Source organism: Aeromonas sp. DSM 116730, from assembly GCF_046581335.1.
GTDB classification, from domain to species: domain Bacteria; phylum Pseudomonadota; class Gammaproteobacteria; order Enterobacterales; family Aeromonadaceae; genus Aeromonas; species Aeromonas rivipollensis.
Window position 1 is genome coordinate 1,088,834 of sequence record NZ_CP144265.1, and the last position, 21,211, is coordinate 1,110,044.

At 59.9% G+C, this 21,211-nt stretch carries 21 protein-coding genes; 9 read left to right on the plus strand and 12 right to left on the minus strand.

The window, feature by feature from the left end; translation table 11 throughout:
* Nucleotides 1-25 precede the first annotated feature (25 nt).
* Together Aeroheme_RS05225 and rlmM are read left to right on the plus strand one after the other, a co-directional pair.
* Nucleotides 26-412: a DUF423 domain-containing protein gene (locus Aeroheme_RS05225; protein WP_043130931.1), complete on the plus strand. Its 387-nt coding sequence runs from the start codon at nucleotides 26-28 to the stop codon at nucleotides 410-412.
* Complete coding sequence (gene rlmM, locus Aeroheme_RS05230) at nucleotides 405-1,499, plus strand: 23S rRNA (cytidine(2498)-2'-O)-methyltransferase RlmM (RefSeq protein WP_041206267.1); 1,095 nt, start codon at nucleotides 405-407, stop codon at nucleotides 1,497-1,499. Before Aeroheme_RS05225 ends, rlmM begins: the two co-directional genes overlap by 8 nt.
* An 82-nt stretch (nucleotides 1,500-1,581) precedes the next feature.
* Here rlmM and Aeroheme_RS05235 read toward each other — a convergent pair whose 3' ends face one another.
* From Aeroheme_RS05235 to queF, 7 genes are all read right to left on the minus strand, one after another.
* Entirely contained in the window at nucleotides 1,582-2,025 is a 444-nt protein-coding gene (locus Aeroheme_RS05235; protein ID WP_005330733.1) for a hypothetical protein, read from the minus strand.
* A 119-nt stretch (nucleotides 2,026-2,144) separates the two neighbouring features.
* Entirely contained in the window at nucleotides 2,145-3,152 is a 1,008-nt protein-coding gene (locus Aeroheme_RS05240) for an isocitrate dehydrogenase (RefSeq protein ID WP_025327939.1), read from the minus strand.
* 142 nt (nucleotides 3,153-3,294) lie between these two features.
* The gene (xni, locus tag Aeroheme_RS05245; RefSeq protein ID WP_411166816.1) at nucleotides 3,295-4,104 is read right to left on the minus strand and encodes a flap endonuclease Xni; all 810 of its coding nucleotides are present in this window, start codon (nucleotides 4,102-4,104) and stop codon (nucleotides 3,295-3,297) included.
* Nucleotides 4,105-4,236: 132 nt separating this feature from the next.
* A complete protein-coding gene (gene ppnN / locus Aeroheme_RS05250) occupies nucleotides 4,237-5,592 on the minus strand; it encodes a nucleotide 5'-monophosphate nucleosidase PpnN (protein WP_106886059.1) in 1,356 nt (451 codons plus the stop codon).
* Between the two features lie 158 nt (nucleotides 5,593-5,750).
* Nucleotides 5,751-7,346 (minus strand): diguanylate cyclase, encoded by a 1,596-nt coding sequence (locus Aeroheme_RS05255; protein WP_411166817.1) that lies wholly within the window; start codon nucleotides 7,344-7,346, stop codon nucleotides 5,751-5,753.
* Nucleotides 7,347-7,431: 85 nt separating this feature from the next.
* Nucleotides 7,432-9,702 carry a hypothetical protein gene (locus Aeroheme_RS05260; RefSeq protein ID WP_411166818.1) on the minus strand — a complete coding sequence of 757 codons (2,271 nt, stop codon included), beginning with the start codon at nucleotides 9,700-9,702 and terminating at the stop codon, nucleotides 7,432-7,434.
* A 114-nt stretch (nucleotides 9,703-9,816) separates the two neighbouring features.
* The gene (gene queF, locus Aeroheme_RS05265) at nucleotides 9,817-10,665 is read right to left on the minus strand and encodes an NADPH-dependent 7-cyano-7-deazaguanine reductase QueF (RefSeq protein WP_411166819.1); all 849 of its coding nucleotides are present in this window, start codon (nucleotides 10,663-10,665) and stop codon (nucleotides 9,817-9,819) included.
* A gap of 105 nt (nucleotides 10,666-10,770) precedes the next feature.
* Here queF and syd point away from each other — a divergent pair, with 105 nt between their 5' ends.
* On the plus strand, nucleotides 10,771-11,319 hold the full coding sequence (gene syd, locus Aeroheme_RS05270) for a SecY-interacting protein (protein WP_411166820.1): 549 nt from the start codon (nucleotides 10,771-10,773) through the stop codon (nucleotides 11,317-11,319).
* An 87-nt stretch (nucleotides 11,320-11,406) separates the two neighbouring features.
* Here the strand turns inward: syd and Aeroheme_RS05275 are convergent, their stop codons facing one another.
* From Aeroheme_RS05275 to Aeroheme_RS05295, 5 genes are all read right to left on the minus strand, one after another.
* Nucleotides 11,407-12,192, minus strand: coding sequence for a Zn-ribbon-containing protein (locus tag Aeroheme_RS05275; RefSeq protein WP_111909919.1), 786 nt, complete (start codon nucleotides 12,190-12,192; stop codon nucleotides 11,407-11,409).
* Nucleotides 12,193-12,201: 9 nt separating this feature from the next.
* The gene (locus tag Aeroheme_RS05280; RefSeq protein WP_411166821.1) at nucleotides 12,202-12,492 is read right to left on the minus strand and encodes a hypothetical protein; all 291 of its coding nucleotides are present in this window, start codon (nucleotides 12,490-12,492) and stop codon (nucleotides 12,202-12,204) included.
* A 193-nt stretch (nucleotides 12,493-12,685) separates the two neighbouring features.
* Nucleotides 12,686-12,922, minus strand: a complete 237-nt coding sequence (locus Aeroheme_RS05285; RefSeq protein ID WP_411166822.1) for a DUF2789 domain-containing protein — start codon at nucleotides 12,920-12,922, stop codon at nucleotides 12,686-12,688.
* Between the two features lie 65 nt (nucleotides 12,923-12,987).
* Nucleotides 12,988-13,284, minus strand: a complete 297-nt coding sequence (locus Aeroheme_RS05290) for a DUF3301 domain-containing protein (protein ID WP_025327929.1) — start codon at nucleotides 13,282-13,284, stop codon at nucleotides 12,988-12,990.
* 71 nt (nucleotides 13,285-13,355) lie between these two features.
* Nucleotides 13,356-14,384 carry a DUF3549 family protein gene (locus tag Aeroheme_RS05295; protein WP_163147691.1) on the minus strand — a complete coding sequence of 343 codons (1,029 nt, stop codon included), beginning with the start codon at nucleotides 14,382-14,384 and terminating at the stop codon, nucleotides 13,356-13,358.
* Nucleotides 14,385-14,596: 212 nt separating this feature from the next.
* Between Aeroheme_RS05295 and Aeroheme_RS05300 the strand changes: the two genes are divergently transcribed.
* The 6 genes from Aeroheme_RS05300 (at nucleotide 14,597) to ptsG (ending at nucleotide 21,042) form a co-directional block, all read left to right on the plus strand.
* Nucleotides 14,597-14,932, plus strand: a complete 336-nt coding sequence (locus Aeroheme_RS05300) for a YqcC family protein (protein WP_411166823.1) — start codon at nucleotides 14,597-14,599, stop codon at nucleotides 14,930-14,932.
* Between the two features lie 70 nt (nucleotides 14,933-15,002).
* Nucleotides 15,003-15,749 carry a tRNA pseudouridine(65) synthase TruC gene (truC, locus tag Aeroheme_RS05305; protein WP_139745750.1) on the plus strand — a complete coding sequence of 249 codons (747 nt, stop codon included), beginning with the start codon at nucleotides 15,003-15,005 and terminating at the stop codon, nucleotides 15,747-15,749.
* A gap of 167 nt (nucleotides 15,750-15,916) precedes the next feature.
* Nucleotides 15,917-16,357: a flavodoxin gene (locus Aeroheme_RS05310; RefSeq protein ID WP_411166824.1), complete on the plus strand. Its 441-nt coding sequence runs from the start codon at nucleotides 15,917-15,919 to the stop codon at nucleotides 16,355-16,357.
* A gap of 519 nt (nucleotides 16,358-16,876) precedes the next feature.
* Nucleotides 16,877-18,127 (plus strand): maltoporin, encoded by a 1,251-nt coding sequence (locus tag Aeroheme_RS05315; protein ID WP_234569131.1) that lies wholly within the window; start codon nucleotides 16,877-16,879, stop codon nucleotides 18,125-18,127.
* A gap of 71 nt (nucleotides 18,128-18,198) precedes the next feature.
* Nucleotides 18,199-19,182 (plus strand): MalM family protein, encoded by a 984-nt coding sequence (locus tag Aeroheme_RS05320; RefSeq protein WP_234569129.1) that lies wholly within the window; start codon nucleotides 18,199-18,201, stop codon nucleotides 19,180-19,182.
* 429 nt (nucleotides 19,183-19,611) lie between these two features.
* Nucleotides 19,612-21,042 (plus strand): PTS glucose transporter subunit IIBC, encoded by a 1,431-nt coding sequence (ptsG, locus tag Aeroheme_RS05325; protein WP_411166825.1) that lies wholly within the window; start codon nucleotides 19,612-19,614, stop codon nucleotides 21,040-21,042.
* Nucleotides 21,043-21,211: the final 169 nt, after the last annotated feature.

Below are 21,211 nucleotides of genomic sequence, written 5' to 3' on the forward strand. Positions count from 1 at the left end.
CGCGCGCAGAGAACGAGGAGAGAGGATGCAAGTCCATCGACATTGGCTGGTGCTGGCGGGTTGTTTCGGCCTGACGGCCACCATGCTGGGAGCCTATGGGGCTCACGGGCTGGCGGCGACCGGCATAGCCCCTTCACTGCTGGCGGCGTTCAACACAGCGGTGCAGTATCAGTTTTTTCACGCCCTGGCCCTGCTGGTGCTGGGGTGGTGCGGCGTGCGCAGCAAGGTGATTACCTTCGCTGGCACCGCCTTTGTGCTGGGGATCCTGGGATTCTCCGGCAGTATTTACGCCATGGTGCTGCTTGGCAGCAAGGGGCTGGGGCTCATCACCCCGGCCGGTGGCCTCTGTTTTATGTTGGGATGGGCGGCTCTGATATGGGCCGGCTGTCGTCTTGGAGGAAAAAATGAATAATCTGCTGCTTTATTGCCGCCCGGGTTTTGAGAAAGAGGCGGCGGCAGAGATCACCGAACGAGCCAGCAACATGCAGTGCTACGGCTTCGCCCGGGTCAAGGACGACAGCGGTTACGTGATTTTCGAGCTGTATGACGAGGAGCAGGCCGATCTGCTGGCCCGCAAGCTGCCGTTCCGTGAGCTCATCTTCATCCGCCAGATGCTGGTGGTGACCCATGAGCTGAAAGATCTGGACCTCTCCGATCGGGTTTCCCCCATCATAGAGGCGACCCGTGACTATGCCATCTGTGGCGATCTGCGGGTGGAGACGGCCGACACCAACGAGGCGAAGGAGCTCTCTGCCTTCTGCCGCAAGTTCACGGTGCCGCTGCGTCAGGCGCTGCGCAGCAACGAGATCCTGACCAAGAAGGAGACGCCGCACCGTCCGGTGTTCCACGCCTTCTTCATGGCCAATGATCACCTGCTGCTGGGGTACTCCTACTCCTTCAACAACTCCGAATTCCACATGGGCATTCCGCGCCTGCGCTGCCCGCCGGACGCCCCGAGTCGCTCCAGCCTCAAGTTGGAAGAGGCCTTCTATGTGTTCGTGCCGCGGGAAGAGTGGGAACTGCGCCTCACCTCCGGCATGAAGGCCGTCGATCTGGGCGCCTGCCCGGGCGGCTGGACCTATCAGCTGGTGCGCCGTGGCATGATGGTGACAGCGGTGGACAACGGCTCTATGGCCCAGTCCCTGATGGATACCGGCCAGGTCAAGCACATTCGCGACGACGGCTTCGTCTGGCGGCCAGGCAAGAAGAACACCTACTGGCTGGTGTGCGACATGGTGGACAAGCCGGCGCGGGTGGTCCACATGATTGCCGACTGGTTCCGTGAGAACGACTGCCAGGAGGCCATGTTCAACCTCAAGCTGCCGATGAAGAAGCGCTATGCCGAGGCGGTGCACAACATAGAGGTGCTGCGGGAGATGCTCAAGGAGATCGACAATGCGTTCGTGATCCAGGCCAAGCAGCTCTACCACGATCGCGAAGAGATCACCGTGCACGTCTACAACAAGTTCTGGGTCTCCAAGCTCGAACCCAAGTCCTGAGCAGGGCACCCACGTCACCTGGTGTGACGCCAAATAAAAACCGGACGGGTAGCCCCGTCCGGTTTTTTGCTTTCTGGCGCCATCAGAAGCGATAGTCGAAGCGCATCATGGACTCGTCATCGGTGATCTTGAGCTCGATCTGGAGCGGAATTGTCTTGTCGGTGGGGTTGAACTGCATCTTGACGCCGTCCCCCCTGAGCTTGACCGAGGTATGGATGCCACCGGCGTTGAACTTGATCCTGGGTTTGTGCTTCTCGAAGGAGAGGCTCACGCTCTTCTCGGCCGTCAGGTTCAGTTTCTGGTAGGGGGTGACCCGCTGGGTGCCATTGCTGTCGGTCATGATATCCACGCCGAGGGAGAGCGGCTTGGGGCTCTTGAGCAGGTCGTTGGTATCGATATTGGACTGCCAGGTCTGCTTGGCCGGCGGCTCGTACTGAGGGGGCGGTGTCAACCAGGCGTTGTCGATGGGCCTGTCTAATGCCATGGTACTGCTGCTGAAGATCAGCACGATGAAAGTAGCACGCATGATGGATCTCCTTATCCCTCATATGAACATAGTATTCATCTGACAAGGGAGATAGGGGGATCCGGTATAAAACGAAGGGAGCCGAAGCTCCCTTTTTAAATCAATCAGTTAGATATAATTTATAGACGGTCTATGATGGCCTGGGTGAATTCGCTGGTGGAGGCCGTGCCCCCCAGATCCCGGGTCACCCGATCGCCGGACTCGATGGTCGCCCGTACTGCCTCGCGGATGCGCTCGGCCTTGTCCTGCATGCCCAGGTACTCCAGCATCTGGATGGAGGCGAGGATCACCGAGGTCGGGTTGGCGATGTTCTTGCCGGCGATGTCCGGCGCCGAGCCGTGCACCGCTTCGAAGATGGCGGCGCCCTCACCTATGTTGGCACCTGGGGCCATGCCTAAGCCCCCCACCAGACCGGCGCAGAGATCCGAGAGGATGTCGCCGAACAGGTTGGTGGTGACCATGACATCGAACCGCTCCGGGTACATCACCAGATTCATGCAGGCGGCGTCGACTATCATCTCTTCGTTCTGGATATCCGGATAGCGGGCGGCCACCTCGCGCGCCACTTCCAGGAACAAGCCAGAGGTGGACTTGAGGATGTTGGCCTTGTGGATGATGGTGACCTTCTTGCGCCCTTCCTGGCGCGCCAGCTCGAAGGCGAAGGTGACGATGCGTTCAGCGCCGTCGCGGGTGATGATGCTCATCGCCTCGGCGCTCTGGTTGTCATCGCTGCGCTTCTGGCCGGCGCCCGAGTACATGCCCTCGGTGTTTTCACGCACAGTGATGATGTCGATGTTGTCGTAGCGGCTCCTGGTGCCCTTGAAGGAGATCACCGGGCGCACGTTGGCGTAGAGGTTGAACTTCTTGCGCAGGGAGACGTTGATGGAGGTGAAGCCGCCGCCGACCGGGGTAGTGAGGGGGCCCTTCAGGCTGACCTTGTTCTTCTCAATCAAATCGAGGGTGGACTGGGGCAGCAGCTCGCCGTGCTTCTCCAGCGCGACCAGACCGGCATCGGCATAGTCATAGTCAAAGTCACAGCCGGCGTGGGTCAGGATCTGGATGGCGGATTCGATGATGCTGGGGCCTATGCCGTCGCCCGGAATGACGGTAATTTTTCTTTTTGACATGAGACGTATCCACTTCTAGGGAACAGAGGGGGAGGATTCGGCGGTTTTATACCATTTTTGCACCACTTCCTCCATGTTTCTTTACATTTTTCCCATTTATGTCAACAGGTACGGCCTGTTTCGGGGAATAGTGTGCCGGGGATCACGCCTCCGAGTCGGGCTCGGGCGGGTAGCGGATCTCCCTCAGGTTGAAGCCTAAGGGGATGTCTTGCTGCAGCCGCACCAGCCGCTGGGCCAGCAGGGCCTCCTCCTTGTGCTGGCGCAGCTTGAGCAGAGGCTTGCCGGCGTCTTCCTGCTGGCAGGCGTCCAGCATGGCGGCCAGATCGCCATATTGCTGCAGCAGCTGGGTCGCCGTCTTTGGCCCTATGCCCGGCACCCCCTTGATATGGGAGCCGCCGATGCCGGTCAGGGCCCAGAAGTCCACCAGCTGCGCCGGGACGACACCATATTGCTGCTGCACGAAGGCCTCATCCAGCCAGCGCTTGTTGAAGTAGTCGCGGACCCGGATCTGCGGGCAGATGAGCTGGCAGAAGCCCTTGTCGGTGGAGATGATGGTGGCCCTGGCGCCGTGCTGGGCAATTCCACTGGCTAACGTGGCGATAAGATCGTCCGCCTCGTCGGTCTGGGAGAGCAGGGCATCCACACCGCACTCCCAGAAGGCGTCCTGCAAGTCGGTCAGTCCCTCCCTCAGCTCCTGTGGCATGGGAGTGCGCCCCTCCTTGTAGGCCGGATAGATCTCCTTGCGCCAGCTGTGCACCTCGCCGTCAAACACGGCGATGGCGTGGGTCGGTTCGCTGCCGGCCAGCAGTTTCTTGCAGGTGTTGATGAGGTTGGCGCGGGTGGCGATCAGGGCCTGGGCCGGGGTCAGCGCCTGCTGGGCCTGCACCGCGTGCAGTCGGCGGATGAGGTTGAGGGCATCGATGATGAGCAGGTGTGGCCTGGGGTGTTGCATGGCAGGGAGCACTCTTGGCGGTCGGGACGGCCCATTGTAACAAGGGATGGGCGCCGTGCTAACCCCGGACGCCAGGGCCGGGAAGTGAAGGAGGGGCCTGGGGCCCCTTCTGTCATCATGGGCACTGCGCCCTTATTTCACGATTTCGTAGCAGGGAATGTACTGGCTGCCAGGCAGCTTCATCCGCTGCTGCCTGACGAAGCTCTCCAGCAGCCTGTCCATCAGGTGCATCAGCTCCTTGTCGCCGTGCAGCTTGAAGGGGCCCTTCTTCTCGATGGCGCGAATGCCCCCTTCCTTGACGTTGCCAGCCACTATGCCGGAGAAGGCGCGCCTCAGGTTCGCCGCCAGCAGCTGGGGCGGCTGGTTGCGGTGCAGATCCAGGCTCGCCATGCTGGCGTGATCCGGCTCGAACGGCAGCTGGAACTCCGGCTCTATGCGCAAGGACCAGTTGAAGGAGTAGGCATCGCCCACCGACTTGCGGTATTCGCGGATCTTCGGCATCGCCTCCTTCATCACCCGCGCCACTTCCGGGGCATCCCCGACGATGATGCGGTAGAGGCTGGTGGCCGGCTCACCCAGGGTGGCCTTGACGAAGTCGTCGATGGCGCGGAAGTAGTCGGCGCTCTCTTTCGGACCGGTCAGTATGATGGGCATGGGCTGCCGCTCGTTGGCCGGGTGCATCATGATGCCGAGCAGATAGAGCAACTCCTCGGCGGTGCCGACCCCGCCCGGGAAGATGATGATGCCGTGGCCCAGGCGCACGAAAGCCTCCAGCCGCTTCTCGATGTCCGGCAGTATCACCAGCTCGTTGACTATGGGGTTGGGAGGCTCGGCGGCGATGATGGAGGGCTCGGTGAGGCCTATGTAGCGGCCGTTGCGCACCCGCTGCTTGGCGTGGCCGACGGCGGCCCCCTTCATGGGGCCTTCCATGGCACCCGGGCCGCAGCCGGTGCAGATGTTGAGCTCCCGCAGGCCCAGCTCGCTGCCCACGGCGCGGGTGTACTGGTACTCCACCTCGTTGATGGAGTGACCGCCCCAGCAGACCACCAGGTTGGGATCGGCGCCGGGCAGGATCGCCTTGGCGTTGCGCAGTATGGCGAACACCACATTGGAGATGTGGGTGGAGCTGGTCAGGTTGACCAGGCGATTGGACTCCAGCTGGGTCGAGACATAGAGGATGTCGCGCAGCACGGAGAACAGGTGCTCCTGGATGCCGCGGATGATCTCGCCATCGACGAAGGCGTGCTCGGGGGCATTGAACAGCTCGAGTTTGACCCCGCGCTCGCGCCGGATCACATGAATATCGAAGGACTTGAAGCGCTCCAGTATCTCTTTGGAGCTGTCGGTGTGGCTGCCGGAGTTGAGCACCGCCAGCGAGCAGTTGCGAAACAGTTGATAGATATCGCTGGAGGCGGTCTGCTTGAGGCGATCCACCTCAAGTTGGGACAGCAGGTCCATGCTGCCCACGGGATTGATGTGTGTAATCATAATTTCCCCTTTCACTCGCTTGTTATCGTTGTGCTTTCCCTGGGGAGAAAACGGGATGCCATGGCATCCCTCGATTTCGATAGTAGAGGCAAGGGGTGGGGCAGGGGAATAGGGGGGCGGTGCGTTTGCCTGTTTTTTAGCCGCAGTTCAACCCGGGTTCAGGCCAGATTGACCTGATCCCGGCCCAGATTCTTGGAGCTGTAGAGTGCCTTGTCGGCGCGCTCGAATGCGTCCGTGGTGTGGTCCCCTTCGCGAAACAGGGTGGCGCCGATGGAGATGGTGATCTCGACCCTGGCGTCTCTGAACCGGAACGGAATGCTCTTGACCGTCTGGCGCAGGTTCTCCAGAGGTTTCTGGTATTTGTCCGGATTGATGTTCGGCAACAGCACCACGAACTCCTCCCCACCGAAGCGGGCGATGAAGTCGGTGTCACGCAAGGCATTCTGCAAGGCCTTGGCGACCACCTTCAATGCCTTGTCCCCGGCCATGTGACCGTAGTTGTCATTGATGTTCTTGAAGTGGTCTATGTCGATGATGGCCAGGCACAGCGGGGTGCCGTAGCGCAGCCAGCGCTTGTACTCGAGCTCGAGCCGCTCGTCGAGGGCCGCCCTGTTGTGCACCTGGGTCAGGCTGTCGAGAAACAGCTTGTGCTTCTGGATGGTGAGCCGCTTCTTGTACTCGGCCGTCTCCTCCTTCATCAGTCGCAGCTTGGCTTCCATGTTGGAGAGGTGGGTGAGCAGGTGACGCTCGCGGCTGGCCATGGCCTCCCGCTCCTGCTGCAGGCGGCGTATGGTGTCCAGATGGCTGGAGATGGCCCCCTTGAGGGACTGCGGGGAATTGTGGGTCGCCATGGTGTGATCGATGGCGGCGAGTTCCCGCTCCAGCGCCTGGCCGCTGAGGTGGGTGGCATTTTGCAGCGCCCGCCCCTCGTCCAGGGACTCGGTAAAGTTGAAATGTACCGCGGAGAGGCTCTCGTTGAGGGAGCTGAGGAAGGCCTGGGAGGATTTACGCTCCTCCCGGGTCCCCTCAATGATGAGCTCGATGATCTGCAGGCAGATCTCCGCCAGCAGGGGCGGGGTGATGCCCCCCAGCAGCTGGCGGCGTATGTCCGCCAGGCTCTCTCCCACGGCGCCGGCAAAGTCGAGCTCTGTGATGAGCCGCTGCAGCTCATCGGAGATCTGGGCGTGGGCCTTGGTATCGAAAGAATCGGTGGGCGCCGGGTTGGAGAGCTCGGTGGCCATCTCGGGGGCGAGCAGCGGCTGGCGTGGCAGCAGCTGGATCTTGATGGCCTGCTGGTAGAACTCCAGTAAGCGGATCACCTTCTTCTGGTGATCGCCTATGCCATAGCCCTCGGGGCTCGCGAGAAACTCCTTGAGGGAGCGACGGGTATCTTCCGGAAAGCCCTTCAATGACTTGAGCTGCTTGCTGCCGAGATCGATGGCGGCCCGGGTCAGACTGATGGACTCCTCCATGGCGTGGCCATGTTGCTGCAACAGCTTCTCGATGACGGCGAGATCGACGTCGAGCGAGGAGAGGGGAGGGTTGCCATCGAGCTTCTGCTTGAGCTTGGCGAGCCGGCTGTCCAGTTCACGATCGTGACCACGGCAGGCCTGCATCAGCTTGCCGATAAACTGGATGCTGCGGGTGCGTTCGGCATCGGAGAACGTGGCCATGCCATCGAGCTCCTGCTGTTTTTGCTGAAGGGATTCCCTGAGTCTTGCCAGTTGTCCTGTTACGGCAGCGATATCATTCATTGTGCAGGTCGCCCTGTTGTCATTATCGTTTTTGTGTCGTCCAGCAACAGTAAGCCAATGAAAGACCCCGTTGAGTACCTTTTTGTTATGGGTTATCCGGCACTTTCGTCCGTGAAAGCAAAAGCCAATTAACCCATTGCTTTTCATGAGAAGAATTTACTTTTACCAGTCCCTTGTCAATTGCCATCAAGCAGCATTGCCACACATCGCCATTAAAAAATGCGGCCTGTTGGCAATCGATGGCCGCCAGCTCCAGCCAGACGCTCTGCTGGTATTTGTCGCTGAGTTGCATGGCCCCCGAGAGCGCCAGATAACAGAGGTCGAACAGGCCGTGATGATCGAGGGCCATGGCCGCCTTGGGCAGGAAGGGATGGCTGACGATGCCGAGGCTGATGTGCCTGTCCAGCGGGTATTCGCAGGGGAAGGCGGCCAGGGTCTCCAGCAGCTCCTGCGCCAGCTGGTGCAGCTGGGCCACGTGGCGTTGGGGCACCACGTAGAGCAGGTGTCCCTCGCGCAGGTCGTAGATGCGGCCATCCTGAGGGGTCAGCTGATTGACGTAGCGGCCGAAGGCCTGCTCAATCTCGCGGCTGACCTGATATCCATGCTGCTCCAGGCTGTTGACCAGGAAGGGCACCCGGAACAGCAGGTAGTGGAGCTTGTCGTCAAACTCGCTGGTGGGGCGTTCGCTCAGGTACCAGCGATCGGATTTTTGCTGGCGCTTGGCCATCTCGCGAGGCCAGCGGCTCATCAGTCGCTGCCAGTTGGCCAGGCCGCTGCGCGGCTCGATGAGCAGGGCTTCGCCCAGCTGTCTGGCATTGAGGCGGGCGACCCGCAGCTTGAGCCAGAGGGTGAAGAAGAGGTAGATGAACAGGACCAGCAGCAGGCCAGTGCTGACGCTGGTCCAGAGATAGCGCTCCTGCTGATGCTGGCTTTGGTCGAGGCGCTGCTCCAGCTCCTTGACCTGCTGGACCCGCTCCACCTGGGCGTAGTTGTCGCGGACCGCCTCCTGCTCCAGATCGAGCTGCTGCTGGCGGACCAGCTCGCTGCGCTGGTGATAATTCTTGTAACTCTCGAGGGCCTGCTGGAGGTAGCCCTTCTGCTCGTAGGCGATGGCGAGCAGCCGGAAGATTTCAAACTGGCGGCGGATGTCGCCAATCCGGTTGGCCAGGGTCAGGGCATTCTCCAGCTGCAGGATGGCGATGCCCGCCTCCTGCTGCTTGAGGTGCAGCTCTCCCAGCAGCAACAGAGTGTCGATCAGCGACTCCTTGTCGTCCCCAAGCTCGTGGGACTGGCGCGCCGCATTGAGGTAGTTGCGGGCCAGGGTCAGGTTGCCGGTCTGCAGATAGGTCTTGCCTATCTCGAACTTGAGGTGGGCGATGCGGGTGCGGTTGTTGCTTTCGCCCAGCAGATCCAGGGCATTGAAGAAGTAGACCAGCGCCATGTTCATCTCCCCCTGATCCCGGTTGAGCCGGGCGAGCACTATCAGGGCGTCGCTCAGCAGTGAGGGGTTGCCGAGGGCATGGAAGTAGTTGGCCGCCTCGTTGGCATACTGCAGCGCTTTTTGCGGCTCCTGCTCAGCCTGATAGAGGCTGATCATCTGGTTCGACAGCAGGCCGAGGAAGAGGGGATCCTGCAGATTCTTGGCCTGCTGCTGGGCGTCGATATACTCCCCGAGGGCGAGCTGGGGCTGTCCGAGCGCCTGATAGAGATCCCCTCCCACGGCGCTGACCCAGGCCCTGGCCAGGGGGTTCTTGGCCTGTTCCGCCCATTGGCGCGCCTCGGTCAGCTGGCGCTTGGCCAGATCGAACTGGCGCCCCTCCATGCTGGCATTGACGTGCAGCAGGCGGCTGTAGACCTGCAGCTGACTCTCTTTGAGGCCGGGGTTGGTCAGCAGCTTGTCCAGCTGTTCGAGCGCCATAGTGCTGGCGCCAGGGGCATGCTCCTGCATCTCCCGGCTGCGGATCTTGAGGTAGAGACCATGGGCCTGCAGCTCGAACTGCTGCTCCTTCTCGGCCATGGCGATGCCCTTGTCGAAGGAGTCCTGGGCCGGCTGGCTCTGTCCCAGCTGTTGCAGGCACTCGCCCTGAAGCAGGTAGGCACCGGTGGTCTGGGTCGCAGTGCCATAGCTCAGGATCGGCTCCCGATAGCCGTATTCCTGACGGTTGCTGATGATTTGCTTGGGGTTATTGGCCGTGCGTTCGAGGAAGGAGGTGGCAATCTGGACACATCTGGCGGGATCGGTCAGCACCAGGGTCTGTGCCTGCTGCAGATCGATAGACAACTGCTCCTTGGCCAGATCCAGATCCGGAGCCGACAGGGAGGACATCATCATTGCCAGAAAAAACAGTTGATTCATTGGATTAAGAACGGCACCGAGGTGCAGGCATGTTATCCAAGCCCACCCCCGCCCGTCCAGAGTTCATTGATGACATGGGTGATGGGCCTGATCCCTCGGGTTGTGGCGCCGGGTTTATTGGCGGATGAGGCGCAGGTTGGCGGGCACCGGCTCCCAGTCGCTGCGGAAGGGGTTGATGTCCAGCCCCCCGCGGCGGGTGTAGCGGGCATAGACGGTCAGCTGCTGCGGGGCGCAGAAGTGCTTGAGATCGATGAAGATGCGCTCTATGCACTGCTCGTGGAACTCGTTGTGCTGGCGGAAGGAGATGAGATAGCGCAGCAGCTTCTCCCGATTGAGGCGCGGGCCGCGGTAGTGGATCACCAGGGATCCCCAGTCCGGCTGGCTGGTGACCAGGCAGTTGGACTTGAGCAGATGGCTGTGCAGTGTCTCTTCCACTATGTCCGCCTCTGCGGCCCCTTGCAGCAGGGTCTGGTCAAACTCGTAGCCGTCGATCTCGATGTCCTGCTCGTCGATGCATTCACCCGGCAGCAGCGCTATCTGGTGGGGTGCCTGATCGAGGGGGAAGAGGGTGACGCTCACCTCCGCCCCGGCACAGGCGCTCAGGTCTTTGGCCAGCAGTGCCTGCACCGCCGCCAGGGAGTCGCAGCGGGTCTGGTTGAAGGAGTTGAGGTAGAGCTTGAACGACTTGGATTCGATGAGGTTCGGGCTGGTGGCGGGCACGGCCACTTCGCCGAGCGCGACCACGGGCTTGCCCTTGGTGTTGAGCCAGGAGAGTTCGTACAGGGTCCAGACGTCGCAGCCCTGGAAGGGCAGTGTTTCGCCAAGACCGAGATCGTCGCGGTTCAGACTGCGTGGCACGGGTTGCAGCAGGGACGGGGTGTACTGGCTGATGTAGGCAGACTGCTGCCCCAGGCTCAGGCCCTGCAACGCGCTGGCGCCTGCGTATCTCTCTTGTTTGCTCATGCTTGTTTGCTCACGCTTGTCTGATAAAGGGTTTGATGGTGCAATGCCCGGATTTTTCGGTCAGGTTCTTGCGGCGATCAGAGGCCGCTATTGTGGGGAATATCGATGTCGGATCAAGTCCTGTCTGCCCTGGAGCAGTTCTTTTTACGCTGGCAGCGCGATGGAGAGGCGAGGCGAGGGCTGCCTCTGTGTGAGTGGGAGGCCGACTGGCGCTCCCCTTGCGAGCTGGATGAGCCCAGAGAGGGGCGGGTGGCCTGGCGCCCGCACCGGCGCCCTGTGCCCGCCGACTTTGCGGCCATGGCCGATGCTCTCGAGCTGACCCTGCACCCGAGCGCCCTTGCCCTGTTTGGCCACTGGTTCAGCCGCCCGCTCCCCTGCTCCTACAAGGGGCTGCGCATCGAACTCATACTGCCGTGGAACGAGGCGGATCTGGATCTGCTCAGGGAGAACCTCATCGGCCACCTGCTGATGCTGCGCAAGTTGAAGCGCACCCCTTCGCTCTTCATCGCCACCACCCGCAACGAGATGACGCTGGTGTCGCTCGATAACGAGAGCGGCCAGGTGTGGCTGGAGTGGCTGGACTCCGGTCGCCGTCTGGCGCTGGCCCCCTCGCTGCCCGATTTTCTCGCGCGACTGGAGACCTTGCCGCAGTAGGCGGGCCCGTTTTCCCTCGCCCTGTATGAACGAGAAGGGCCTTGCCAGACGGCAAGGCCCTTCTTTCATGGGGGGACGGCGCAGGAGCTAGTCCTTGAAGTCCCAGGAGAGGTTGGAGACCAGCCGGCAGGGATCGCACTTGAAGTCGAAGATCTCGTGCAGTGGCGCTGCCAGTGCCCAGTCGCCGCCACAGCCTGGGCAGGGGCGTGCCAACTCCGCCGCCTTGCTCAGGCCGCCGACCCTATAGAGGTAGTAGTAAGTCGGGATCCCGCAGAGCCCCTCCAGTCGTCTGGCCAGATCACTGCCCCGGCGCTGCAGGCGGCTGCCCACCTCGCTGATTTCGTGCAGCACAGCGTGCTCGGCGATGGAGCCGTTCATCTGCAACTGATCGCAGGCTTCCCAATCCTCCTGCCACTTGATGATCTGCTTGTGGTCGCCGTTGGCGATGGCAGGCAGACGGTAGAGCGGAATGGGGGCGAAATGATCGCCGCAGCGCAGGGGGGAGCAAGTGTGCACAAAGCTGGTGTAGAGCAGCATCCAGCTCGGCCGCTCGCCCTCCTGGCCGCAAGGATCCGTGCTGTCGGAGAGCAGATCCATGCCGAGCAGATGGGGCTTGGGGGCCAGCAGCCCCGCCTGGTGCAGGCCCTGTTCGGCCAGCGCAACCTGTTCGCTCTGGTTGTCCGGGTGCAGGCTGTCCTGCTCCGGGCAGACCACCCGGCTGACGAAGCAACCATCCTGCATGCTGGTGGGAAACTCCCGTCCCAGGATCTGCCCCTGGTAGCGCAGCATGTCGAGGTAGTTGACTATGGCTGGCTCGGCCTCGCCAAGCGACGTGTCACGGTAGCATTCAAAGTTGAGTTCGAGGATATACATGGGGAGGCATCAATCCTGCTGCTGTTTGAGCAGCAGGGTGGTCAGGCGATCGACCTTCTGCTCGAGGCGGTTGAGCTGCTCGCTCAGCTGTTGCAAATCGATGGCCTGTGCCGGGGCGGCAGCGGCGGGCGCCGGGGCAGGGTCTGCCGATTGGGGCTGTTGCTTCCACTGGCTCAACACCTTGAGCAGCTCCGCCATGGGCACGGGGTGACTGAGGCGGGCCTTGACCATGGCGGTGGAGGGGGTGATCCCCCTGGCACTCAGTTCGTTGGCTATCTGGATGATCTCTTGGGCTGACATCTTGGCTCCTGCGCTGCTGTCTTGCTGCTTGCGGATGGTGGCACAGAGCTTAATCAAAGCCTGTCCATCAGGAAAGCGGCGCCAAGGGGGGAGGCTCAGTTTGTTGAGGTGGGGGAAGCCAGGGTGATTGAGATCTGATAAGTGGCACAAAGCTCAAACCCCGGCCCTCGGGAAAGCGGGGGACGCGGGCCGCTCAGTTTGCCTGGCGCAGCATCACGTCCAGTTGATCGATGGCTTCGGACCAGTCGGAGTCGTTCCAGAGTGCGTCGCGCAGGAATACGGCCTGGGAGGGGCTCCAGAAGCTGGCCTCTGGCAACAGGGTCTGATTGTCCAGATGGTGCTCGCGGATGAAGTGATGCAGGCTTATCTCGTCATTGGCCAGGCCCAGCTGGGCGAAGAGGGCAGGCATGTCATGGGTCAGCAATTCCATCTCGTGTCTCCTTGAAGGGCGATTGTCGAGAATTATAGCCAGCCGCCACGGCCTTGCCCCATGGGCTAGGAGGGGAGGCGATGGGGCGGCAGCTCGACCCCGGCGACATGCAAGCCCTGCATGCAGAGCTGACCCTGGTAATGACTCTCCCCGTCGCTTGAAAACTCGAACTGGTAATAGGTCAGCAGGCGCAGGGGCTTGTGCCCCAGGGCGCGATGGGTGCGGGCCAGCGACAGCAGTTGCAGATCGTGATGCTGGCAGTAGCGCCGCATATATTGCCAGGCCAGCTCCGCCTGGCGGCGCTGTTGCCAGAAGGCCCAGCCGATGGCTCCCAGCAGCAAGATTCCAAGCATTTCTCCCATCAGCGGGTTCCTTCTGTGATGTATGGCCTGGGCCGTGCTTCCCCGGGAAAGCACAGCCCCACCTAGAGTGGTTATACCGAGGCGAACAGTCGACCTATGGCCTGGCCGAGGGCCTCGCTGCGCTCGGGGTCACGCAGTCTTGCCAGCATATCATTGCGCAGGGCGGGCAGTGTCACCAGCTCGGCAAAGACCTGATTGAAGAACTGGGTGGGCTGCAGGGCGAGCTGCTCCAGAAACAGCCCGAGCAGCTCGGGGTTTTTCAGATCGGGCCAGAGACGGCCTGCGATGGCGAGCAGCAGGGCCGGGCTCGGCCGGGTGTGCAGCAGGGTCAGCAGCTTGTTGCTGCGCAAGGCATTGCCTGAGCAGGAGGCCAGTGCCCGGCACAGGTAGGCCAGGGTCTCGGCACTGGGGTCGGCGCACTCCTGCTCCTTGCCGATGCGCTCGAGCAAGGCACCTTGCAGCGCCGGGGGAAGGGGGGCGTTTTCCAGGCTCTGGCACAGGGCGTAGAGCGGCTCCTGAGGCAGCCTTGGCAGCGCCTTGCACACCAGGGCCAGATTGCGTTCATCCTGCAGCCGCTCCGCCAGATCGGCGAAGCCTTGCAGCCCCAGGGCCTGCCACCCCTCTTCCCCTGGTGCCGCCAGGTAGTGGCAGAGGGCCTCGTAGTAGGCGGAAGGCGCCTGCTCCAGCTGACGGGCCAGCTTGGCATGTAGGCTGGCCATCTTGGCCTCGGCCGGCCGGAAGGTGTAGGGATTGTCGGCCAGTCGCTGCGCCTTCTCCTCATCCAGATCGCCGGTGAGCTTGTAGCCCAGGGTCTCGACCACCTGATCCATGAAGTGCTTGGGGCCGCTGGCGATGAGCAGGCCATGCTCGTCGAGGGCAAACTTGAGGAACCAGAGGTAGTGCCTGGATTCGGCTGGCTGGAAGAAGTGCACGCCGAGCCAGGCATGCTGTTGCAGTGGCCAGGGGTAGGGCTCCTGCTGCTGTTCGATGCGAACGAAGAGATCGCTCGCCAGCGGGCGCACCTGGCGGCCCATGTCGAACAGCTGGAACTGGGTCTCGGCCTGGGTCAGGAATTCGGTCAGGGTATTGATGGCAGACATGAAGGCATCCGGCTAAATGTGATGCGGGCGATTATAAGGAGGCTGCATCAGATAGCCAGTGGTGCAGGTGCGGGCCATGAAAGTGATGGCAGCATGGCAGCCACCCCGGGGGCGGTGTATAGTAACGCCCCTTTTTGGCACGCGTGTTTGAAGAAGACGGGATCCCTGCCCTCTGGCAGCGGGATGACCGTCGAGACGAGGAAGAGGACGAGATGAATCAATATTTGCTGGTCGCCGGTCTGCTGGGTGAACTCACCGCCGAGTTGCAACGCCTCGAACGCTGGCAAGGCGAGCATCCGGGGGCCGAGGCGCTGGCGAGCGAGCTGCCGTTTTGCGTCGATACCCTGAGCTTCGATCAATGGTTGCAGTTCGTGCTGATCCCGCGCATGGAGCAACTGGTGCTGCTGCAGGCGCCGCTGCCCACCAACGTATCCCTCTATCCCATGGCGAGCGAAGCCTACAAGGACGAGCTGGCCGAGGTGGCCGGGCTGCTGCGCCTCATCGGTCGTTTCGATCTGCTGCTGACCGGAAAAGTGGTGGAGCAATGATCAATCCCCTGCCTGCCCAGCCACGGGCCCTGGCCGCGGCGTGCTTCATTGGCGATACCCGGGTGGCGGCATGAAACTGACCCTGCTCTATCAGGATGAGTGGCTGGTGGCGGTCAACAAGCCGTCGGGCCTGCTGGTGCATCGCAGCTGGCTCGACAAGGCCGAGACCCGTTTCGCCATGCAGATGACCCGGGATCTTATCGGGGGGCGTCATGTCTACCCCGTGCACCGGCTTGACAGGCCCACCTCAGGGGTGTTGCTGTTTGCCCTCGATCCCGCCGTGGCCCGGACCCTGACCGAGGCGTTTGCCGCCCGTCGGGTGCACAAGGAGTACCTGGCGCTGGTGCGGGGCTGGGCCCCCGAGCAGGGGCTGATCGACTATCCCCTCAAGGAGCAGCTGGACAAGATAGCCGATGCCATGAGCAGCCCAGATCGCCCCGCCCAGGAGGCGGTGACGACGTTCCGTCGTCTGCATCAGGTCGAGCTGCCCCACGCCGTCTCCAAGAAGCATCCTACCAGCCGCTACAGTCTGGTTCGGCTCTTCCCCAAGACGGGCCGCAAGCATCAGCTGCGTCGTCATCTGGATCACCTGTTCCATCCCATAGTCGGTGACACCACCCATGGTGATGGTCGGCATAATCGCTTCTTTCGCGAGCACTATGGTTGCGAGCGGCTGCTGCTGGTCGCCCACCGCTTGAGCTTCGAGCACCCTGTGCTCAAGGTGCCTATGCGGATCCAGGCGCCACTCGGCCCGGAAGTGCTGGGCTTGTTCGCCAGGCTGGGATGGCCCGCCAGCGAGAGCGACTACGGCGCCTGATACCCGTCATGATTTGTGGCCTCTGACCGGGCTGTGGCATGCTGTAGGCCACGCCCGTCAGAGGAACCACTTATGACTCAACGAGATACCCCGCCAGCAACCCCGCGCGCCCAGACTCAGAGCTCTGTGCCAGAGTCGGGCCCTCTCCTTCGTTCGAGGAGTCTCTGATGGCCGACATCGATATTCTGGTCGGCACCGTCTACGGCTCGGCCATGCTGGTGGCCGAGACACTGCGGGATCACCTGCAAGCCCAGGGGCATGTCTGCCAGCTCTTCGACGAAGCCGAGCTGACTGACATAGACCCATCCCGCTTCTTGCTGATCGTCAGCGCCACCACGGGGCAGGGGGATATTCCTCCCAATCTGCAACCCTTCGCCACGGCCCTGGCCGATCGCGCTCCTTATATGAAGGGATGGCGTTATGCCCTCATCGCCATGGGGGACAGCAGCTATGAACATTTCTGCGGGGCCGGACGCAGGCTCGATGAGCTGCTGCAGGAGCTGGCCGCCGACGCCCTGGTACCGCGCTTTGAGATAGACGCGACACTGGAGGATGAGCCTGAGGTCGCGGCGCTGGCCTGGTTGAAAAGCTGGGAAAATAGGCTCTAGCCGGATTGCCTTCGTATTTTAAATTTCTCCCCCGTGAGCGTGCTGACGGGGGAGTGTTATTTTGGGACTCACTTAACCTTCCTTGAAATATATCCCGCACTTTATCCGGTTATTTTCCCCTGCCAGATCGGATTCCTCAGACCCATATTCATCAGAACGGCGACACATCAGAAAATTAAAAGTTCCGCACTGAAAGCGATTTCAATCATGTTTTCGTCACGGCGCGACTGATTAATCACTTAATCTTCATCGCAAATTAATAGTCGAAAGCGCTTTCTTTGGTGTTATTTTTCTTTTCGCTGGTGATTGTTGGTGTTTTATTGCTTGTTTTTGCTTTTTTTGCCTTGATATGCGTCCTCTGGGGTGAGGCCGCGCGATTTGTCACCGTTTTGTGAATCAGCTCATGTTTGTCGTGAAATTGGCTACATATAATCGACCCCGGTTATCGCTGAAACGTTTTTCAGTGATAAGAACTTGAATATCAGGATCACACTCCCAGCGGGAATAAGGAAAATGAAAATGAAAGCAAAGTGGCTCCCGATTGCAGCAGCAGTAACCGCTGCCCTGGCTTCTCAAGCCGCCTTCGCCGTTGATTTCCACGGCTACTTCCGTTCAGGTGTCGGTGTTTCCGACAATGGCGACATGCAGACTCTGAGCAAACAACGAGTCGGTCGTCTGGGTAACGAAAATGAAACCTACGGCGAAGTCCAGCTGGGTCAAGAAGTATTCAGCAAAGACAACAAGACTTTCTATGTAGACTCCATGTTTGCCATGACCTCGGGTCAGAAGCGTGACTGGGAAGCTGACAACAGCGATGCCGACTTCGCACTGCGTCAGTTCAACGTTCAGGCCAAGAACCTGTTCGGTGGCGGCGAAACCCTCTGGGCTGGTAAGCGTTTCTATCAGCGTCATGATATCCACCTGTCCGACTTCTACTATTGGGATGTCTCTGGTGCCGGTGCCGGTGTAGAAAACATCCAGGCAGGTCCTGGCAAACTATCCGTGGCCGTTGTACGCAATGACCCGTGGGATGCCTATGATGCAGGTGATAATACCACCACCCTCGACACCAACGTCTTCGATCTGCGCTATGCCGGTATCCCTCTGTGGAAAGATGCCAGCCTCGAACTGGGTTATGATTTCGCCAACGCCAATCCGACAGATCAGCAGGATGCCCTGTTCCCGAACATCGATGATGGCCACATGCTCACAGCTGAGTTGACTTGGGCTGTGATGGGTGGTTTCAACAAAACCGTTGCTCAGTACTTTATCGACGGTCTGGCCGGCCAGGCTTCCAGCTACGGTAGTGGTTCCGGTAGTGGCCTGCAGGCAAATTCCTCCAGTGGCGATGGCTTCCGCCTGATCAACCACGGTGTAATTTCACTTGGCGAGAAAGTTGAAATGGGTCACCAGTTGGTCTATGGCAAGTCCAGTGACTTCTCCGAAGGCCTCACTAAATTTGATGATCGTGACACCTTCTCTGTAGTAGTTCGCCCGGCTTATAAGTGGAACGACTACATGAAGACCTACCTGGAAGCTGGTTACTTCAAGGATCATCAGACTAAGCAAGGCTCTTCTGAAGAGACCAACGATGGTTCCAAGTTCACCCTGGCACAGGCTTGGTCTGCCGGTCCGGGCTGGTGGGCTCGCCCAGAGATCCGTGTGTTTGCCAGCTATCTGCAGCAGGATGAAGCCTTCCGTGCAGACAGCAATGGTACTCCGCAAGATGACACTTGGACCGTGGGTGTTCAAGCCGAAGCTTGGTGGTAATCTGAGTCTTACCTGATACACTGTGCCCCCGCTAGTCGGGGGCATTTTTTTCTAAATGGATTTGCATCACTATGAAACAGAAACTTTTTTTCTTGACCGTGGTCGGCGGGCTCGTGATGGGCGGTTGCTCTTCCTTCGAGGCCCAAGTTGCGCCGACACAACAATATAAATCTGTAGTCAGCAATCGGGATGCTGCAGTCTCTGCCTTGTCGAGTGCTTCAGAATGTTGCCGTGATCTCTCCGCCTTGCCGTACAAGGAGATCCCAGTAAGCACGGGGCAGGTAGTTCCTATTGATGTCTCATCACCTGTTTACCGGTTTGAAGAGGGAAAGAGCTACTTTGCTGCTTATCACTTGCCTGTGAACAGCGGCGATCTGCGGATCACGGTTGAGGGGATCGTCGACCATACGTTGTTCAACCCCATCGCTCTGATGCTGGACTCACGTCATCGGGTGACCCGTAAACTGGGTCCAGAAACCTTCAAGTATGAGCCAGCGAGATTCATGAGCGGGGACCGGATGGAGGCCGTGTTTACCGTGGATAGGTCCCAAGTCGGCAATCCCAATAACGAAAGCTATTTGGTGATCTACACCGACGAGTCCAAGCTGGACGGGACAACAACTGTCATGAGTCCGACCAAGCTGATGGCCAAGTCTATGTCGGTGGTAGACTATGGTGCCAAAGATCCTGTTGTCCCCCACTCTCCATGGGGTGTGGTACGGCTCTCAGTAGAGGATCTGAGCGGTAAGCAAACTAACAGTAATTATTACAAACCGACCTATGATGCGCCGATCCCCCCCCCAGCTCCTGCCGTTGAGGCTACCCCTAACAAATTGATGGTCGCTCCTATGGTGGCATCGAGCGTCACTAGCACAGCAACTGCTGCCCCCATGATGGCAGAGACTGAAGCCTTCTATCGCAGCCAGATTGAAAAGGCGATCCAGGCCGGGGACATCGACAAGGCGATGCAGCTCGTGAGTGAAGCCGAGCGTGCCGGTTCAACCAAGGCGAAATCTGTCTTTATTGATGCGGTGAAGCGTTCACAAAAAAACTGAATGACTGAATATATGTAGACTAATATTTATTTCAGGCCTCCCTTGTTGGAGGCCTTTTTAATCGGTAGACTGGATAATATAAAACATCAATGCGTTACATTGAGTTACAATAAGTTTCCTTTGGCATTATATCGTTTCTCTGTGATTTATTTTGAAGTGATTCTTTTCTTTTTGCCGCGTGACTATAACAATACGAAATAATATTCAAGATTCCCTCCCTTCCCCTTATTTAATTATCTTGTGATCTCTCCTCCAAATTTATTATTCCCTTGGGTGCGGTGCAGGCATTTTAAAAGCTGCTGGGTTATATTCTGTTGGTCAAAATAAGCAACCCGGGAAACGCATCCAGTACAACGTCAGATGAAGAAGGTCGTCATCTATAGCTGCACTGAGTCGTTGACGGAAAAAAATCCATTCAGGAGCGCACACATGTTAAAAAATGCTTTCTCTAATCTGCAAAAGGTCGGTAAGGCGCTGATGCTGCCCGTATCGGTCTTGCCCGTTGCAGGTATTCTGCTGGGGGTGGGCGCTGCTCACTTCAGCTGGTTGCCGGAAATTATCTCCCAGCTGATGGAGCAGGCCGGTGGTTCAGTGTTTGGTCAGATGGCCTTGCTGTTCGCCGTCGGCGTGGCACTTGGCTTTACCAATAACGACGGTGTATCCGGTCTGTCTGCCATCGTCGGCTACGGCATCATGGTCGCGACCCTGAAGGTCATGGCACCTGTGATGGGCGTCGAGAGCATAGATACCGGTGTGCTGGGGGGTATCCTCGCCGGTGGTGTCGCTGCCTGGGCGTTCAACCGCTTCTACAAGATCCAGCTGCCCGAATACCTTGGCTTCTTCGCCGGTAAGCGTGCCGTGCCCATCATCACCGGCTTCGTCTCCATCGGCCTGGGTGTTGTGCTCTCCTTCATCTGGCCGCCGATCGGTGGTGCCATCGGTGCCTTCTCCGACTGGGCTGCCAACCAGAACCCGGTACTGGCCTTCGGTATCTACGGCGTGGTCGAGCGCTCCCTGATCCCGTTCGGTCTGCACCACATCTGGAACGTCCCCTTCTTCTATCAGGCGGGTACCTGTGTCAACGCCGCTGGCGAAACCGTACACGGCATCATGACCTGCTTCCTGACTGCTGATGACGCTTCTCGCGCTGCCGGTAACGGCTTCGGTCAACTGGCCGGTGGTTACCTGTTCAAGATGTTCGGTCTGCCTGCTGCTGCGTTTGCCATCGCTCACGCTGCCAAGCCGGAAAACCGCGCCAAGATTGTTGGTATCATGGCCTCCGCTGCCCTGACCTCCTTCCTGACCGGTATCACCGAGCCTATCGAATTCTCCTTCCTGTTCGTGGCACCGGTACTGTATGCGATTCATGCCTTGCTGGCCGGTCTGGCTTACGTCCTGACCAACTCCCTGGGTGTCGTACACGGTCACACCTTCTCCAACGGCTTCATCGACTTCGTGGTGCAATCGCCCCGTGCCGACAACATGCTGCTGCTGGTCGGTCTGGGTCTGGTCTACGCCGTCATCTACTACGTGGTCTTCACCGTGGTGATCCGTGCCATGAACCTGAAAACCCCGGGTCGCGAAGACGAAGCTGCCGAAGAGACAGTTGGTCAAAGCAAAGACGAGATGTCTGCTGCCCTGGTGTCTGCCTTCGGTGGTAAAGAGAACATCGCCTCCCTGGATGCCTGCATCACCCGTCTGCGTGTCGGCGTGAAGGATGTGGCCAAGGTTGACCAGGCTGGTCTGAAGAAGCTGGGCGCCGCCGGTGTGGTGGTTGCTGGCTCCGGTGTACAGGCCATCTTCGGTACCAAGTCCGACAACCTGAAAACCGACATGGACATCTGGATGAAGAGCAACTAATCCTGTTGCCTGAATATCAGAGTTCTTGAAAAGGGAGGCGCAAGCCTCCCTTTTTGCTGGGCGCTTGTCAGCCCGCTGGGCGGGGCCGAGCAGATCCGGGGGGAGAGGCGTTGGTAGCTTCCCTGTGCATTGGCATTTAAAAAGGCGCCTGATGGCGCCTTGTGTTGGG

Bases quoted from the DNA above. Each gene is read 5' to 3' on its own strand.
- queF (WP_411166819.1), bottom strand. From the start codon at position 10,665: ATGAGCAAACAAGAGAGATACGCAGGCGCCAGCGCGTTGCAGGGCCTG.
- Aeroheme_RS05310 (WP_411166824.1), top strand. From the start codon at position 15,917: ATGGCCGACATCGATATTCTGGTCGGCACCGTCTACGGCTCGGCCATG.
- Aeroheme_RS05260 (WP_411166818.1), bottom strand. From the start codon at position 9,702: ATGAATCAACTGTTTTTTCTGGCAATGATGATGTCCTCCCTGTCGGCT.
- Aeroheme_RS05315 (WP_234569131.1), top strand. From the start codon at position 16,877: ATGAAAGCAAAGTGGCTCCCGATTGCAGCAGCAGTAACCGCTGCCCTG.
- Aeroheme_RS05280 (WP_411166821.1), bottom strand. From the start codon at position 12,492: ATGTCAGCCCAAGAGATCATCCAGATAGCCAACGAACTGAGTGCCAGG.
- Aeroheme_RS05240 (WP_025327939.1), bottom strand. From the start codon at position 3,152: ATGTCAAAAAGAAAAATTACCGTCATTCCGGGCGACGGCATAGGCCCC.
- truC (WP_139745750.1), top strand. From the start codon at position 15,003: ATGAAACTGACCCTGCTCTATCAGGATGAGTGGCTGGTGGCGGTCAAC.
- xni (WP_411166816.1), bottom strand. From the start codon at position 4,104: ATGCAACACCCCAGGCCACACCTGCTCATCATCGATGCCCTCAACCTC.
- Aeroheme_RS05290 (WP_025327929.1), bottom strand. From the start codon at position 13,284: ATGGGAGAAATGCTTGGAATCTTGCTGCTGGGAGCCATCGGCTGGGCC.
- rlmM (WP_041206267.1), top strand. From the start codon at position 405: ATGAATAATCTGCTGCTTTATTGCCGCCCGGGTTTTGAGAAAGAGGCG.
- ppnN (WP_106886059.1), bottom strand. From the start codon at position 5,592: ATGATTACACACATCAATCCCGTGGGCAGCATGGACCTGCTGTCCCAA.
- syd (WP_411166820.1), top strand. From the start codon at position 10,771: ATGTCGGATCAAGTCCTGTCTGCCCTGGAGCAGTTCTTTTTACGCTGG.
- Aeroheme_RS05235 (WP_005330733.1), bottom strand. From the start codon at position 2,025: ATGCGTGCTACTTTCATCGTGCTGATCTTCAGCAGCAGTACCATGGCA.
- Aeroheme_RS05320 (WP_234569129.1), top strand. From the start codon at position 18,199: ATGAAACAGAAACTTTTTTTCTTGACCGTGGTCGGCGGGCTCGTGATG.
- Aeroheme_RS05295 (WP_163147691.1), bottom strand. From the start codon at position 14,384: ATGTCTGCCATCAATACCCTGACCGAATTCCTGACCCAGGCCGAGACC.
- Aeroheme_RS05275 (WP_111909919.1), bottom strand. From the start codon at position 12,192: ATGTATATCCTCGAACTCAACTTTGAATGCTACCGTGACACGTCGCTT.
- Aeroheme_RS05300 (WP_411166823.1), top strand. From the start codon at position 14,597: ATGAATCAATATTTGCTGGTCGCCGGTCTGCTGGGTGAACTCACCGCC.
- Aeroheme_RS05285 (WP_411166822.1), bottom strand. From the start codon at position 12,922: ATGGAATTGCTGACCCATGACATGCCTGCCCTCTTCGCCCAGCTGGGC.
- Aeroheme_RS05225 (WP_043130931.1), top strand. From the start codon at position 26: ATGCAAGTCCATCGACATTGGCTGGTGCTGGCGGGTTGTTTCGGCCTG.
- Aeroheme_RS05255 (WP_411166817.1), bottom strand. From the start codon at position 7,346: ATGAATGATATCGCTGCCGTAACAGGACAACTGGCAAGACTCAGGGAA.
- ptsG (WP_411166825.1), top strand. From the start codon at position 19,612: ATGTTAAAAAATGCTTTCTCTAATCTGCAAAAGGTCGGTAAGGCGCTG.